The organism is Thiocapsa bogorovii (assembly GCF_021228795.1).
In the GTDB taxonomy this organism is placed as follows: Bacteria; Pseudomonadota; Gammaproteobacteria; order Chromatiales; family Chromatiaceae; genus Thiocapsa; species Thiocapsa bogorovii.
Window position 1 is genome coordinate 1,445,027 of the sequence record NZ_CP089309.1, and the last position, 15,043, is coordinate 1,460,069.

Consider the following 15,043-nt stretch of genomic DNA (forward strand, 5'->3'; position numbering starts at 1 on the left):
GTTTAAAAAATTAAAGCACTGATCATTTTAAACCGCGTCCCCGCCAAGGGTTGTGGATGCGGTTAGCGTCGAAGTCACTCGAAATTCAGCATTTCGCTCGGGGCGCGGTTGAAATCAAGAGGTCCAGGTCGCCTGCGATGGCCGTGAACTCTTCGGCAAAATCGTCGTGGAGCGGCAGGATGCCAAGTAGCCCGGCACGGTGCGCGCGTTCGACATTCAGCGCTTGGCTCGTCATGGATGAGCCTCCAGGCGGACGGCAGCCGCCCGCACGATGCGCCGAAAGGGTGTCGGCTCTTCGTCCCGCGCGTGGGAGATGACATCGACCGGAAGCCCCAGCCTTTCCTCCAGCTCAAGCTTGAGACGCGCACGTTCGAGGAGCATCAGGCCCTGCGGGGTCTCGATCAGCAGGTCGACGTCACCACCTCTGGCCCGTTCGTCGAGCCGCGAGCCGAAGAGATAGACCACAGCCGTCTCCCCCGAGAGACGTGATGCCGTGCCGAGGATGGTGAGTACCTGATCGGATGTCAGTCGCATGGATGAAGTCGCTCGCTCAGCACGAATCCGGAGCGTGGGATCCTCGTCCGGCTAGCGACAGACTAACGCCGATCGGAGTCCCACGCTACGGCACCCCGACCTTCGCAACTTCGCTTCCAGGCGGTAAGCCGGGGCTCGCCGGGCTCGCCGCGCTCGCCCCGGCCTCCTCATCGCAGCGTCGCACATGACTGGACGCCGGCATTGCGTCACGAGGACGCTGGCTTTGTCCCTGGGCCTCCCGATCCGGAGCAACGTGCCGGGCCCGGATCGCGCCAGGCATCGAGTCGTTCCAAAGACTGCCGACGGATCCAGGTCAGAGACCGGAAACCGCCTCTTGCACACCGGTTGCCGTGCCGCCCTCGACGACCTCGTGGACGTTGCCGAACGGCGCAAGGGTTGCGTCGCGCCCCAAGACAAAGCCCTGTTCCTTCACGATCACGCGGTAGGCCTTGTTGAGGGCCAAGGCGCGCTCGGGAGAGGCATACAGCAGCTCGGCGATGTCCTGCCGCAGCGCGTCGAGACGCTCGGGGATCAGGTCCCCTTCCGCGGTGAAGAAGCGCGCGCGCACCTCTTCATTCTCGCGCAGCTCGTCCCCTGCCCCGTTGGTTTCCAAGTAAAAGGCGTACTCGGGTAGGCCGTCGCGACGCACCGGTTCCGGCAGGCCACGCAGACCACGCTGACTCCAATGATACCAGCCCCTTCGATAACCGTCCGCGTCGAGCTTGCGCGGAAAGGCGAAGCTCGAATCCGTGGTGGCGCCGATCCCGCTGTGGCAACCGATACAGAACACCAGCTCCTCGTAGCTTTGCGGCCGCAGCGCACCGTCGGCATCCTCGATCATCGCGGCATAGACCCAACCCTGGTCATTGCTGACACCGGCTTCGAGATTACCGCGAACAGTGCGGATGCGATCCGGAAAGTCATGCTTCTCTTTGAGCTCGCCAGCCATCCGGCTCTCGAGCCTGGCATAGCTCATCCAGTAGCGCTTGCGGGCGTAACGGACCTCCTTCATCCGCGCCGAGAGGCGGTTGTCGGCGATCTTCACGGATTCTCCGTATGCAACCGGACCCTCGGTCTCGGTATACCGCACCGTATGGAGAAATTCGGTGCCCTCCGGATAGAGACGCGCGGCGAGATGGATCCGGCCGGAGTGCTGCTCCGCCAAGGCCTGTCCGACATACCACATCGAGCGGCCTTCGAGCGGCGCCCAGTCGTAGACGACCTTTTGCGCAACCCCGAGCGAGCCGTTCTTGTCGAGATCGACGCCACCGATGCCGATCTCGTCTACAGGATCGATAGGGACGTCGGCCTCTCGGACCAAGGCCTCGACGATCGCGAGATTGGTCTTGTAGACGCCGAGGTCCAACGCTCCATCGGTGTTGCGTCGGAACGGCTCGGGCAAACGGATCAGCACATCATCGGTCGAGCCGTTGGTCGGCCAGAAGCTCCCGAGGAACGGGGAGTAGGCAAAGGCACGCCAGCCGGTCAAGGTGCCGTCGGGTGCGCGATCGAATCCCTCGGCATCGAACCGGAAATAGGCATCCGGGACGAAACCCTCCCATTGGCCGTTGTCGTCGTAATCCCAATCCGGCGGCACCGAAGCGAGGGTCGCCGCGGGAATGATGTTGCCGTCGTCGTCGAGATAGTTGCTGCGCCGAATGTAGGCCAGGATCTCCTCGTCGCTGATCGCCTGGACGGCTTCCCTGCGATCCTCGAAGAGATTTCGCCAGGGATTGCGCTCGGCAGGCAGAGGAAAATCGTAGGCGAGCTGAAGATCCCCGTCATTGAGGTAGTTCGGGGTATCGGATGGTGTGTGGCATGCATAGCAAGGGTTGTGCGCTCCCCCGAGTACATCCTCGGTCTTGGTGTAGCACTGAGCGGGTATATGGGCTGTCTCGTTCGACAGGATCCGCGCCTTTAATGGCAGGGGCTCCGATCCACCGCCGGCGACGGCAGTGCCGACCACTGCAGCACACAGCAGCATGCCGTATCGAATGATCATCGTCTCGCTCCGAAGGATGCTGCGCGGTCACGGCGGGGCTTCGAATCGAGCGCCCGCCGAGACCCATGGGTTACCGCGATTGGTTACCGCGGAAATACGAAGTAACCCGTGTAGCCGCGCGCGTCCGCCGGATCCTCGAGCTTGTCGCTGTCCGACTCTCCGTAAGGATGCTGAATGACCGACATCAGATAGGCGAAGCCATTGATGTTGGGATAGAGGTACGGCGAGGTGGTCTCCGAGCCGTAAGGCGTGGTCTGGATCCGGGTCAGCTCGCGAGACGTCAGGTTATAGGCCCAAACCATGTCGTTCTGATGCCCGCTGCCCGTGTCTTCACCAATGATCAAGGTGTCGTAAGTCGGCACATAGGTGATGTTGTCGGGATTGGCGATGCCCTCGACGTCGCACTTGTTGATGCCGTCATAATCGGGCGACTCCGCGCTCGCACCGTAGTCCGTCGTCATCGGCGTGCCTTGCACCAGCCCCCAAATATTCCAGGCCGTGTAGTTGCTGTCCAGGTCGAGTGCGTAGACGGCCCCGCAGACGTTGCCGGACGGGAGCGCGATGTGATTGGGACCGCCGATGTCGTATTTATCGTAGACGCCGTCGCGACCGACTCGACCGAAATCGAGCATGCCTCGATCGACCTCGGACATCGCCAGGTAGAGTCGATTGTGGTCGGCATCGAACGTGATCCCTTCCATCTTCCGGAACTCTGTCGTCATGCCCTGCATCGCGCCCCAGCGACGAGTCTCGAGGCGCGACGCGATCAGTTCGTCGTCCCAGCCGATCACGCCGTCTTGATTGACGTCTCTGAGCTTAAGGCACTGATGATCGCCGTCTTCGTGCCCGGCGTTGATGGAGGTGAATCCATCCGGGCAGAAGCCGCTGCCCTCGTCCGGCTCGACTTCATCGAAGATATCTTCGAAGCGATAGCTGGCGATCCATTCCTTGACCTGCTCGGCGGTCGCATAGCCGAGATTGATCCAGTTCAACTTTGCGTTGCCCACGCCCTGCTGAGGTCCGACGGCCTTCCACTGCGCACCCCAGAGCGTGCCTGCGCCGAGGTTGCCCGGAATCGATGCCACGAACCGGTAGAGGCCTACGTTCGTTCCGTCGTCCGAGAGATAGACGGTCTTTCTGTCCGGCATCACGTAGGCGAGCTCCAGCGCAACACGACCCATCGCGTATTGCTTGCGGACCGTCGCGCTCTCGAAGCTTTCGACCTTCACCTCGACCGGGTAGCCGTAGTCGTAGGGGTTCATGACCGTCCCGGCGTCGCTCGGCGAGGCGTTGAAGTAGCTCGCCATGGCCGCGTTGTAGTCACTGATGGTGCCGTCGCGCCACTGCTTGGCATCGGGCTCGTATTCTTCGGAGCCCAGATGGGTTCCCCAGGGTGTCACGCTGCCGGCACAGTGCACCCAGCCGCCGTTGACGTCGGAGAGATCCAGCGGGCGGGTGCGTTCGGCGGTGAGGATGCCGTTCAGTGGACTCTGACGCATCTCGGTCAAGTAAAGCCCGCCGGGGCGAGACTCGAAGTGCGACACCATGTAGACGATGTCCTGCTCGCCCGGAAGCAACGACGAGAAATCGTTGTCGCTCGAGATGTAGGAGGAGCCATCTTCGGCCAGCAGCGGGTTGCCGTTGATGTCGATGAGCTGCCCGAAGATCCCTCCCGCCGGATCATTCGTCCCGGTATCGCCGGAACGGAGAATCGTCCGATAGGGCATTGGGATCCGGACTCCGTCGAGTATGGCGTACTCCGAAGTCAGGATCGCCCGCTTTTCGGCGTCGGTCCGCGGCACGGGCGCTTCCAGAAACTCCACCGTCCCTGCCGAGGCAAGGGATGCCGCCGTGGTGCCGAGCAACAAGCTCACGGCGACGCTTATCTTGGTTGGACGCATCGCGTCTTCCTCCGTCGGGTTAGGTATCGATTGGTTGAACACTCGCCCGACCAGCCTATCGGACGGTCGTGTCGGCTCGGTGACCATTCGTTTGCCATGCGGTTGCGGAGTGAAGGGACGGCTCGGACCCGATCAAGGCTTTCGAGCCGCGATCAGTTCGGATCGACGCCGCTGAAGTCGTAGTCCATGACGGGGCTCGGGGGCTGGACGAAGGGGCCTTGTAGGAGATCGACACCGGCGCGGCACAGGCGTGCGATGGTCTCGGGCGCATCGACCCCGGCGGCGATCACGGCAAGGCGCCGTTCGCGCAGACGCGCGGCAAGCTCGGCCAGGGGCGCAGGGTCGAGCGACTGGACCAGTGCGCGCCCGAGACGCGCGAAGGCGGCCGGGACGCTCGCAAGCACCCGCTCCGAGGCGTCGCCGCCATCGACACCGTTTAGGCAGACCGGGATGCCGAGTCGTGCCAATCGAGCGACACGGTCGGCTGCGAGACCCAGGTCGGCCGCCGCTTCGTCGACTTGAAACTGGATGACGGGCCGCAAACGAAAAAGATCGCGCCGGTTGATCTCTTCGCGAACCTGGTCGACCCAATCCCCGCGCCCCGCGCCGACCATCGATTGGTACAGGAAAAGCTGTGCCGGCTGGCCCGCATCTCGACAGGCCGCGATGGCATCCAAACCGGTGCACAGGAGCCAACCGTCCAGTCGCTCGACCAGTCCGCAGCGCTGCACCGTCGGCATGAAGTCGACCGGCGACAGCAGCTCGCCGTCCGGTGTGGCCAAGCGAGGCGAGACTTCGTAACGTGCGCTCGGTGCCGAGCTCAGGGAGACAACGGGCTCGAAGAGGAGTTGCAGCCGCTCGGCCAAGATGGCCGTCGACACGGCGTCTCGGTCGGACGGACGAGTCGGCACCGGGTCGCAACCGTAGCCCACGGGGAGACCATCGCCTGCCTTCCGGGCCGAGCGCGCCGCCTTGGCTGCACGCGACATCAAGGTGACGGCGTCCCCGCCGCTGCTCGCCAGGGCGCACCACCCGATTCCGACGGCGGGGCCGGGATCGGATGCGAAGCCGGCCCGAGACAGTGTCTCCGCGAGGTGCCCGCCTGCGCCTGCAAGGCTTGCGGCGGCGTCGCGTCGGATCAGGACGGCCAAGCTGCGCTCGCCGACGCGCGCGGCCAGATCGGAGGCGCTACAGGACTCGGCAACCACGACGGCAAGGCGAATCAGCGCGGCCTCATCGCCCGCAAGATCGAGTACGACGAGCGCGCGTCGATCCGCGCCCGCCCCGCCCCGGCCAATCAACTGGCCGAGCCGCCCCAGGAGACGCCCGAGACTCGCAAGACCCGTGAGCACATCGACGGCATCCGGACCAGCCTGGCGGCGTGCGCGCTCGCGTGCGCGGGCCAAACGCTGCTTGACGCAGGCGACGAGATGATCCGGAGCGACCGGCTTGGCGAGGAAGTCATCGCCCCCGACGCGCAGCGCCGCCATCTGTTGCTCGGCGTCCAGTTCGGCGGAGAGAAAGACGATCGGCAGATCGGCGAAGCGGTCTTGCTCGCGGATGATGCGGGTCAGCTCGATGCCGCTCGCGCCGGGCATGTGCAAATCCATCAGGACGAGATCAGGAACGAACCCGTCGAGCGCGTCGAGCACCGCCAAAGGATCGCAGACCCGCTCGGCGAGCATGCCGGCCGACTCGAGCACGCGGGCGGCGAAGAGCGCGGCGACGGGCTGATCGTCGACCACGAGTACACGATCGGGAACAACCGCCTGCGTGCCGGCCAGATCCAGAAGCCGATCGCTCAGCTCTTCGACCTCTATCGGCATCTTCAGGTAGTCTGTGGCGCCTGCGCGCATTGCGGCAAGTCGGGATCGGATGTCGCTCCCGGAGGCCAGGCAGACCAGCGGGGTCGGTTTCTTGTCGCGCTGCTGCAGTTGCGCGACGAGTCCGCCGAGCGTGTCCGCATCGGGGAGCGCATCGAGATGGACGAGCAAGAGCGCACGGGAGCTCGGCTCCGCGCCGACCAACTGCTCCGGCGTTTCAAAGGTTTCGAGCATGACCCCCTGCGCGAGCAAGAGCGTCCGGAGCGGCGTTGTCAAATCCGCATTGCGGGTCAGGAGATGGATCGCGGGCGCGGATCCGACATCGGCGATTGTCTGATTCATGGTGATCGGTCTCGTCCAGAGTGGGCCGAGACCTCGAAGGCGCATGCCGACGCGGCGCGCTCGGCCCGAGGTCATCGGCGCCGAGGATAAACCGAGCACGTTACGTGAACAACTCCCGAGCCCGCGGGACTGGCGTCAATAGGTGATGCGCGGTGCAGCACCGCCGAGCGCCTCGACCAGTCCGGCCGCAAAGCTCGCGCCGATCCGTCGCGAGAAGCTCTCGAAAAGATCGCGCTTCTTCGTGTAGTCGACCAGCGTCTCCGCACCGATCACGTCGCGCGCAACCGAGCTGGAGCTGCCGAGGTCGTCGACCAAGCCCAGAGCGACCGCCTCCTGGCCGCTCCAGAAGAGCCCGCTGAAGATCTCCTCGCCGCCCTTCAACCGATCGCCGCGGCCGGCCTTGACCTCTGCGATAAACTGGTTGTGCAGGTTATCGAGAACGGTTTGGATAAAGGCCCGTTGATCCGGCGGCAGCGGAGAGAAGGGGTCGAGGATCCCCTTGTTCTCCCCGGCGGTCAGCAGACGCCGCTCGATCCCGATCTCCTTGATCGCCTCGTTCAGACCGAAGCTGCCGATGCGCACGCCGATGGAGCCGACCAGACTGGCCTTGTCGGCATAGATTGAATCGGCGGCAACGGCGATGTAATAGCCGCCCGAGGCGCAGATGTCGGTCGCCACTGCATAGACGGGCATCTCCTTGTCGTTGTCCTCCTTGTACTTGGCCTTGAGCCGCTTGATCTCGTCGTTGATGTAGCCGGCCTGGACCGGGCTGCCGCCGGGGCTGTTGATGCGCAGGATAATGCCCTTAACCTGGTCGGCCTCGAAGGCGTCGCGCAGGGCCGTGATCACCCGATCGGCGCTCGCGTCGGCCTCGGGCGCGATGACACCCTTGATGTCGATCACGGCCGTATGCTCCTCGCTCGGCGAGAGACGCTCGATCAGATCCTGCGAGTAGGCGGCCACCACCAGTGCGATCAAATAGACCAGAATCAGGGTCTTGAAGAAGATGCCCCAACGGCGGCTGCGCTTCTGCTCGCGCAGGTGCTCAAGCGCAAGCTTGTTGATCAGGGCGCGCTCCCAATCGGGCGCGTCGGTCGACGGCATCTCGTCGCGGCGCTTGGTCCAAAACTTCCAATTCATGGGTCACTCCCGGGTTAAACCGCGCTCGGCGCGGTCTGCAATGTTTGTGGATGGGATCGGCCTCGGCAGACCTGACGACCGCTGGAGTTTGCGCGGTTTAAGGGATTAAAAAATATATCATTTTAAACCGCGTTTCCGCTAAGGGGCGTGGCTGCACCAAGCGTCGAGCTCACTCTAAAACGAGCATCTCGCTCAGGACGCGGTTTAGGCGTTCAGCCTCGGCGACATCAGGCTGGGTCAGCGAGCTGCTGCAGTCTCGACACTGCGCATGCCGTGAGCGTTTAGCCATGCAGGCAGCGCCGAGATATCATGGATGCAGTCCAACGGGGCGTGCGGCATTAGTCGCTCGACCGGATGGACACCGTAGGACACGGCAAGCGCCTTGGTGCGTGCATTCACGGCCATCTGCATGTCGTACTCGGTGTCGCCGATCATCAACGTCGCGGAGGCATCGGCGCCGAGCTCGTCCATCAGCTCGAGCAGCATCTGCGGGTTGGGCTTGGAGAAGGTCTCGTCGGCGCAACGGGTCGCGTGAAAGAGCGCACCCAAGCCGGTATCGGCGAGGGCCTTGTCGAGTCCGACACGCCCCTTCCCGGTGGCGACGGCCAAGCGGTAACCTTCGTCTGCCAGCTGATTCAAGGTCTCGCGTGCCCCGGCGAAGAGCACGGAGGGCGTCGGGTCGATCTCGAGATAATAGCGGCGATAGCCGGTGACTAAGTCTCGAACGGTCTGCGGATCCGCCCCGGGATGCAACCGCAGGAGGGCCTCGTCCAGGCCCAGGCCGATCACATCGCGTGCGGCCTCGCGCCCCGGCGGCGGCAGGCCGAGATCGCCGAAGGCCGCCTGGAGACAATTGACGATGCGTGCCTCGGAATCCATGAGGGTTCCGTCCCAGTCGAACACGATCAAGTCGAAGGTCACGCGGCGGGCTCCAGTGCAGAAAGGAAGCGCTCGAGGTCATCGGGCAGCGGCGCCTCGACCCGGTTTGGCCGATCGGCGCTCGGGAGCTGAAAGCTCAAGGCGGAAGCATGTAAAAACAAGCGCGACAAACCTTGAGTCTTGAGTGCGCGATTCGCGATCTCGTCGCCGTATTTGGGATCGCCTGCCAAGGGGGTTCCCAGATGTGCGGCATGGACGCGAATCTGATGCGTGCGCCCGGTGATCAGCTCGACCTCGACAAGGGTGAGCACGCCCGACTCGGAACGGAACCGACCCAAACGTCGAAACACCGTGCGTGCCGGTTTCCCGTCGTCCGGATCGACCTGGACCATCCGCTCGCCGCCTTGCAGCACATTTTTCTTCAGCGGCGCATCCACGCCGACCTTCGCCCGCTCCAGCTCCCCGACGATCAGTGCCAGATAGCGCTTGTCCATACCGCCTTCGCGGATCAGCTCGTGGAGCTCGCGCAGCGCACTGCGACGCTTGCTGATGACGAGACAGCCGGAGGTATCGCGATCCAGGCGGTGCACCAGCTCCAGCTCGCGACCGGGCCGCAGCTCGCGCAGGGACTCGATCAGACCGTAGCTCAAACCGCTGCCGCCGTGCACGGCCAGACCGGCGGGCTTGTCGATGACCAGAAGGCGTTCGTCCTCGTAGAGTATGGCCTCCGCGAGCGGGGCGAGACGCGAAGCCGGCACCCTGACAGGCGTCTCCGCGAGGGCCGTGCGCATTGGCGGAATGCGCACCAGATCGCCCTTACGCAGCCGATGGCTGGCCTTGACCCGACCCTTGTTGACGCGGACCTCGCCGCGACGCATGACCCGATAGAGATGGCTGCGCGGCACACCCTTGAGATGGCGCAGGAGAAAGTTGTCGATACGTTGCCCGTCGGACTCGGCATCGACGCAGAGCACGCGTACGGCCGAATCCTCCCGCGGTAACGCAGGCTCGGGGCGCGAACGCTCGGCAACCACGGGCTTCGCGCCGAAGCGCTGAGGCTCCGTGCGTCCGGGGCCAGCGCGCTTGGAGCCGGTCGGCCCGGGGCCGACGCGGTCGGAAAGCGGGCGGCCCGGAGAGGCGTCTCGCCCCCCTGATGCGCGGGGGGCGGCCTGCTTACTCGGGCGGCGAGCGGCACGGGAATGAGGTCGATTCACGAAGGATGGCGCCTGCCTGGGTGGCTTAATTGATGCTAAATAAGGTTTACTGATACACTTGGGCGCTTGCGCTGGCCAGCGGAAACGCGATTTTTCCCGGAGCGGCGAGCGCAGCCAAGGGTCGGTCACGATACCGGAGCGAGCGGAGCCAAATCCGCTCGGAAGGCCCTGACCCTTATGCCGGCATCCGATGTCCGAGCAGGCCGATGTGCGGGATCTCGAGTGGTGTCGCGGACTCGTTTCGTCGAGTGACCGCGCATTCTACACCCTGTGAGCGCCGCGCGCCCTGCACGACGGCAGACCAGCGCAGCCGGCGCCGACCTCGCCGCTCCCGAGATCGACCCCTCCAACCGGGCGGGCCGATCAGGTGCGAGTGCCCGAATGGGCGCTCGTCGACGACACAACACTACTGACTACGCGCGTGCCCGTCCGGGTCGGCCGAAGAGCCCAGCCCGGCTGAACGGACGCTGCCGAAGCCGTCGCGCCGATTCGTCGGCGCGACGGCGACACGCCGAGCCGCCCGCACGTTTGCCGGGTGCGCGGCGAGCAGTCCCCGAAACGGGAGACGCGTCGTGGTGCGGAATATAACCCTATGAAACGCATGCTGATCAACGCAACTCAGCCCGAAGAGTTGCGTGTTGCGACCGTCGACGGTCAACAGCTCTATAACCTCGATATCGAATCCCCCGGCCGAGAGCAGAAAAAGGCCAACATCTACAAAGGCATCATCACCCGCGTCGAGCCCAGTCTCGAGGCGGCTTTTGTCGACTACGGTGCCGATCGGCACGGCTTCCTCCCCCTCAAAGAGATCGCCCGGGCTTACTTCGAGCCCGACAGCGTCAAAGCCGGCTCGCGCGTCAGCATCAAGGAGTCGGTGCGCGAAGGCCGCGAGGTCGTCGTCCAGATCGACAAAGAAGAGCGCGGCAACAAAGGCGCGGCGCTCACGACATTCATCTCGCTGGCCGGCCGATATCTGGTCTTGATGCCCAACAACCCGCGCGCCGGTGGCGTGTCGCGACGCATCGAGGGCCAGGACCGCAGCGAGCTGCGCGATGCCATGAGTCAGCTCGAGATCCCGGAGGACATGGGCCTGATCGTGCGCACCGCGGGTGTGGGCAAGAATGTGGAGGAGCTCCAGTGGGATCTGGACTATCTGCTCCAGCTCTGGAAGGCGATCGAGACCTCGGCGCAGGACCGCAAGGCACCCTTCCTCATCTATCAAGAGAGCGACGTCATCATCCGCTCGATCCGCGACTATCTGCGCGTGGACATCGGCGAGATCCTGATCGACAACAAGGCCGTCTTCGAGCGTGCCGAGAGCTTCATCCGCCAGGTGATGCCGAGCAATCTGAAGAAGCTCAAGCTCTACCAGGACGAGGTCCCGCTCTTCACGCGCTACCAGATCGAGAGCCAGATCGAGTCGGCCTTCCAGCGCGAGGTGCGCCTGCCCTCGGGCGGATCGATCGTGATCGACCACACCGAGGCGCTGACCTCGGTGGACATCAACTCGGCGCGCGCGACCAAGGGCGCGGACATCGAGGAAACCGCGCTCAACACCAATTTGGAGGCCGCCGACGAGATCGCCCGCCAGCTGCGCCTGCGCGACCTCGGCGGGCTCTTCGTCATCGACTTCATCGACATGACGCCTCCGAAGAACCAGCGCGAGGTCGAGAATCGTCTGCGCGACGCGCTCAAACACGACCGTGCAAGGGTGCAGGTTGCGCGCATTTCCCGCTTCGGTCTGCTGGAGATGTCGCGCCAGCGCCTGCGCCCCTCGCTCGGGGAATCAAGCCAGCAGGTCTGCCCGCGCTGCAAGGGCCAGGGAACCATTCGCGGGGTCGAATCGCTCGCGCTCTCGATCCTGCGCATCGTCGAAGAAGAGGCGATGAAGGAGAACACCCACCGCATCGTCGCCCAGCTGCCGGTCAGCGTCGCGACCTTCCTGCTCAACGAGAAGCGCCGCGGCATCCTCGAGATCGAGCAGCGCCAGGGCGTCGAAGTCCTCTTGCTGCCCAACGAAGCATTGGAAACGCCGGAGTATCAGATCGAGCGCGTCCGCGCCCAAGACGCGGGGAAACTCGTTCCGGATCAGTCGAGCTACGAGCTGACCGCGCTGCCTGAGACCAAGGCGGCGCCCTTGTACGCCAAACTCGGTCAGCCGGTTCAGGCGGAGGAGCCGGCGGTCAAACAGGTCTCGCCCGCAACACCGGCCCCGCAACGCTGGACACCGACGCCGCAACCCGAGACGCCGGTGCAGCAGGAAGTGGAACGCGGCGAGCCCGAAAGCCTGCTCAAACGCATTTGGACCGGTCTTTTTGCGCCGCGCCAGCCCGAAGCGGCAGCCGCCGCAGGCCGCAGGCCCGCCGCGGCCGAACCTATCGCACGGGAGACGGCACCGCGCACGCAGCCGCCGCGACAGAGCGCCCATTCCGGTGAGCGTCGTAGCCAGGCCAGACCGACGCAGGGACGCCGCGACGAATCATCGGGCGAACGCAGCCGCCCGGACCAGGGGCGATCCGGTCGACCGGCACAGGATCAGCAGACACGACCTGAACCGAGTCGCGGCCGCGGCGAAGGCACTCAAACCAGCGAGGATACCCCTGCAGCAGGCGCGACGCGATCCGAGAACGACGAGCAAGCGCAAGCCCGCCGCAGCGCCGAGACGCGCTCGCGCCGCGGCGGTTCGCGCGGACGCGGGCGCCGTGGCTCCGGTTCAAGCGAAGCCGCCCGCTTGAGCGGCGAGAACCCGCGCGATCAAGACTCGCGCGGCGACGAGGGACCCGGCGAGCAGAACGAACGCCGTGGCGAGGAGGCTACGCCGAGGCCCGAGGATCGCGCAGCCACGGCGTCGCGCGGGACACGACCGGAGGATCATCCGCTGATGGTCACGCCGGTCGGAAACACCCCGCGACCCGAACCGGCATCTCAACCCGCCGCGGAACAGCTTGCTGCCGAGCCGGGTGAAGCCGTGAGACCATCGACGGAATCAAACGACCGCCGACGCCCGACGGAACGGACCGAGGAGCCCCGCCTCGCCGATCAACCCGAGCGGGTGGACACCGCGTCGAATGAACCCGCCGATGCGGGAGCCGACCAGCAACGGGACGGCAACACCACGCCGGCCGGCGAGCGGCCGCGATCCTCGCGCCGACGCCGCGGCGGCCGCAACCGCCGACGCTCTTCGGCCGGCGCAGAAACCAAAGAGGGCACCGGAGCCGATTCGGGCAGCGCCGACGGCGCTTCGGAAGGGCAACCGGCCTCGGACCCAGCGAGCGACGCATCGCAGGATCACCAGGCCGCACGCGAGGGGTCCATCGAGCCGGTCTCGAAACCGCGCGAGCACCGATCCGAGCCAAGGGTCCGGCACAGCACAGTCCCCGCGCAGGGCGACAGCACTCGCGTGGAACCACAAGCGGCTGGATCGGGCACCGATGAGTCGATGGGGAATGAGCGTAGCGCACCGATGAAGCAGGAGACCCCGGCGAGCGAGCCGTCCGCATCGAGCACGCACGATACCCCGGCAAGAGAGGCGACTGCGCCGATTGCGCATGAGCCACCCAAGAACGAGCCGCCCGCCATGATGCACCGCCCGGAGCCGGTCGCCGAGCCGGTCCAATCTCGGACGCCAACCGATCGCGCGACCGCCCCCGATGCCGGCCATCGCGAAGCCGAAGGGCCCCATGCGGACAGCACCAGCACCTCGACAGACCCCGACGGACGGGCAACGCAGAGGCCTGATCCCGGTGCTTCGGAACCGGTCACCGCGCCGCCGACACCTGCTGTCCAAGCGCCCTCCCCGGCCTCCGACCCGAGCGATCCCAAAGGCGGGGCCTAAACGCACGACGGCGGTTGATTCGTGTCGATGCTCGGCGCGAACCAACCGAATCCGAAAAGGCAGGATTCGGCTCATCGGTATCGCCATGCTCACTCTGTTCTTCGAGAGCCTCACCAACCTGCTCATCCTGACCTACCGGACATTCATACCGAGTCCGGGTCGTCCCCGGCCAAGCGCCAAACGCATGCTGGTGATGAGTGGATTTATCCCGCTCTTCGCGCTTGTCCAGGGGATCCACTGGATCGGTTTTCTCCTCGACGAGATCTTCTACCGCGGCTATCGCCGTGTCGAAATTCGCGAGCCTTTGTTCGTACTCGGGGTCCCACGCAGCGGGACCACCTACCTCCATCGTCTCACCGCGAACGACACCGCCTTGACCACCTTTTCGACCTGGGAATGCCTGTTCGCCCCATCGGTCACGCAACGACGTTTCTGGCTCGGCCTCGGTCGCATCGATGCGCGCATCGGCCGCCCGCTCGGGCGGATGCTCGACTGGATCGAGAGACACGCCTTCAAGGGCCTCGATGCGGTCCACGCTATGCGTCTGAGCGACCCGGAGGAAGACTACTTCGCGCTCATGCCGGCGCTGGCGTGCTTCATCCTGGTCATTCCCTTTCCGCAGTCGGATCTCTTATGGCAAATTGGCCTGTTCGACCGGGACATGCCGGAGGCCCGGCGCGCACGACTGATGGACTTCTATCATCGGTGCCTGCAGCGACATCTCTTCGTCCACGGCCCCGAGAAGCGGCTGTTGTCGAAGAACGCCGCCTTCGCCCCTCTAGCCGGCAGCCTCGCCGCGCGCTTCCCCGACGCGCGCTTCGTCGTCTGTCTGCGCGAGCCGCACGCCACGCTGCCGTCTCAGCTGAGCTCGCTCGAGGCCGGAATCAACTTCTTCGATGTCTTGTCGGCGTGCCCCGATTTCCGCGAACGCTTGACCAACCAACTGGGCTTCTATTACAAGAATCTGGAACGCGCGCTGGGAGAACAACCCGACGAGCGCTGCGTATGGGTTACCATGCGCGCATTGCAGTCGGCTCCCGCGCGTCTGATGCTGATCATCTACGCGCAGCTCGGGCTACCGGCGAACGAAAAGCTCCGCGGCGCACTCGCACGACACGCGAGCGAGTCCGGAACTTACCGAAGCGCCCACGCCTATAGCCTGGAGCAGTTCGGACTCTTTCGAGGGGACATCGATCGCGATCTGGGACCCGTCTTCGCGCGTCTCGCCGCTCGCGCGGCACGGACTACAGCGGATGCATCGCCGATGCAGTCGGGCGCAACGCCCGGCGACGACCCCATGGGCTCATCCTCAACCAGGACACCCGTGCGCCATGCTGAACCGATCCACTGCGGAGACTCCTGCTAGGACGCTC

Annotated in this window: 10 protein-coding genes; 2 read left to right on the forward strand and 8 right to left on the reverse strand. The window is 65.1% G+C overall.

Annotated features, from left to right (window positions below):
• Positions 1-85 precede the first annotated feature (85 nt).
• From LT988_RS06465 to LT988_RS06500, 8 genes are all read right to left on the reverse strand, one after another.
• A complete protein-coding gene (locus tag LT988_RS06465) occupies positions 86-235 on the reverse strand; it encodes a hypothetical protein (RefSeq protein ID WP_232409392.1) in 150 nt (49 codons plus the stop codon).
• Positions 232-534 (reverse strand): nucleotidyltransferase family protein, encoded by a 303-nt coding sequence (locus tag LT988_RS06470; protein WP_232409393.1) that lies wholly within the window; start codon positions 532-534, stop codon positions 232-234. Before LT988_RS06470 ends, LT988_RS06465 begins: the two co-directional genes overlap by 4 nt.
• Positions 535-847: 313 nt before the next feature.
• Positions 848-2,536 carry a hypothetical protein gene (locus LT988_RS06475; RefSeq protein ID WP_232409394.1) on the reverse strand — a complete coding sequence of 563 codons (1,689 nt, stop codon included), beginning with the start codon at positions 2,534-2,536 and terminating at the stop codon, positions 848-850.
• An 83-nt stretch (positions 2,537-2,619) separates the two neighbouring features.
• On the reverse strand, positions 2,620-4,437 hold the full coding sequence (locus tag LT988_RS06480; protein ID WP_232409395.1) for an alkaline phosphatase PhoX: 1,818 nt from the start codon (positions 4,435-4,437) through the stop codon (positions 2,620-2,622).
• Between the two features lie 152 nt (positions 4,438-4,589).
• Positions 4,590-6,602 carry a response regulator gene (locus LT988_RS06485; protein ID WP_232409396.1) on the reverse strand — a complete coding sequence of 671 codons (2,013 nt, stop codon included), beginning with the start codon at positions 6,600-6,602 and terminating at the stop codon, positions 4,590-4,592.
• Between the two features lie 135 nt (positions 6,603-6,737).
• Positions 6,738-7,742 (reverse strand): S49 family peptidase, encoded by a 1,005-nt coding sequence (locus LT988_RS06490; RefSeq protein ID WP_232409397.1) that lies wholly within the window; start codon positions 7,740-7,742, stop codon positions 6,738-6,740.
• A gap of 237 nt (positions 7,743-7,979) precedes the next feature.
• Entirely contained in the window at positions 7,980-8,663 is a 684-nt protein-coding gene (locus LT988_RS06495; RefSeq protein WP_232409398.1) for an HAD-IA family hydrolase, read from the reverse strand.
• Positions 8,660-9,655, reverse strand: coding sequence for an RluA family pseudouridine synthase (locus LT988_RS06500; protein WP_232409399.1), 996 nt, complete (start codon positions 9,653-9,655; stop codon positions 8,660-8,662). Before LT988_RS06500 ends, LT988_RS06495 begins: the two co-directional genes overlap by 4 nt.
• 772 nt (positions 9,656-10,427) lie before the next feature.
• Here LT988_RS06500 and rne point away from each other — a divergent pair.
• Positions 10,428-13,670, forward strand: coding sequence for a ribonuclease E (gene rne / locus LT988_RS06505; RefSeq protein ID WP_232409400.1), 3,243 nt, complete (start codon positions 10,428-10,430; stop codon positions 13,668-13,670).
• A gap of 85 nt (positions 13,671-13,755) precedes the next feature.
• Complete coding sequence (locus tag LT988_RS06510; RefSeq protein ID WP_232409401.1) at positions 13,756-15,036, forward strand: sulfotransferase; 1,281 nt, start codon at positions 13,756-13,758, stop codon at positions 15,034-15,036.
• The last annotated feature ends 7 nt before the right edge of the window (positions 15,037-15,043 follow it).

What these genes read in the sequence shown, in the direction of transcription:
- LT988_RS06465 (WP_232409392.1), bottom strand. Translation starts at nt 235, where the DNA reads ATGACGAGCCAAGCGCTGAATGTCGAACGCGCGCACCGTGCCGGGCTA.
- LT988_RS06470 (WP_232409393.1), bottom strand. Translation starts at nt 534, where the DNA reads ATGCGACTGACATCCGATCAGGTACTCACCATCCTCGGCACGGCATCA.
- LT988_RS06475 (WP_232409394.1), bottom strand. Translation starts at nt 2,536, where the DNA reads ATGATCATTCGATACGGCATGCTGCTGTGTGCTGCAGTGGTCGGCACT.
- LT988_RS06480 (WP_232409395.1), bottom strand. Translation starts at nt 4,437, where the DNA reads ATGCGTCCAACCAAGATAAGCGTCGCCGTGAGCTTGTTGCTCGGCACC.
- LT988_RS06485 (WP_232409396.1), bottom strand. Translation starts at nt 6,602, where the DNA reads ATGAATCAGACAATCGCCGATGTCGGATCCGCGCCCGCGATCCATCTC.
- LT988_RS06490 (WP_232409397.1), bottom strand. Translation starts at nt 7,742, where the DNA reads ATGAATTGGAAGTTTTGGACCAAGCGCCGCGACGAGATGCCGTCGACC.
- rne (WP_232409400.1), top strand. Translation starts at nt 10,428, where the DNA reads ATGAAACGCATGCTGATCAACGCAACTCAGCCCGAAGAGTTGCGTGTT.
- LT988_RS06510 (WP_232409401.1), top strand. Translation starts at nt 13,756, where the DNA reads ATGCTCACTCTGTTCTTCGAGAGCCTCACCAACCTGCTCATCCTGACC.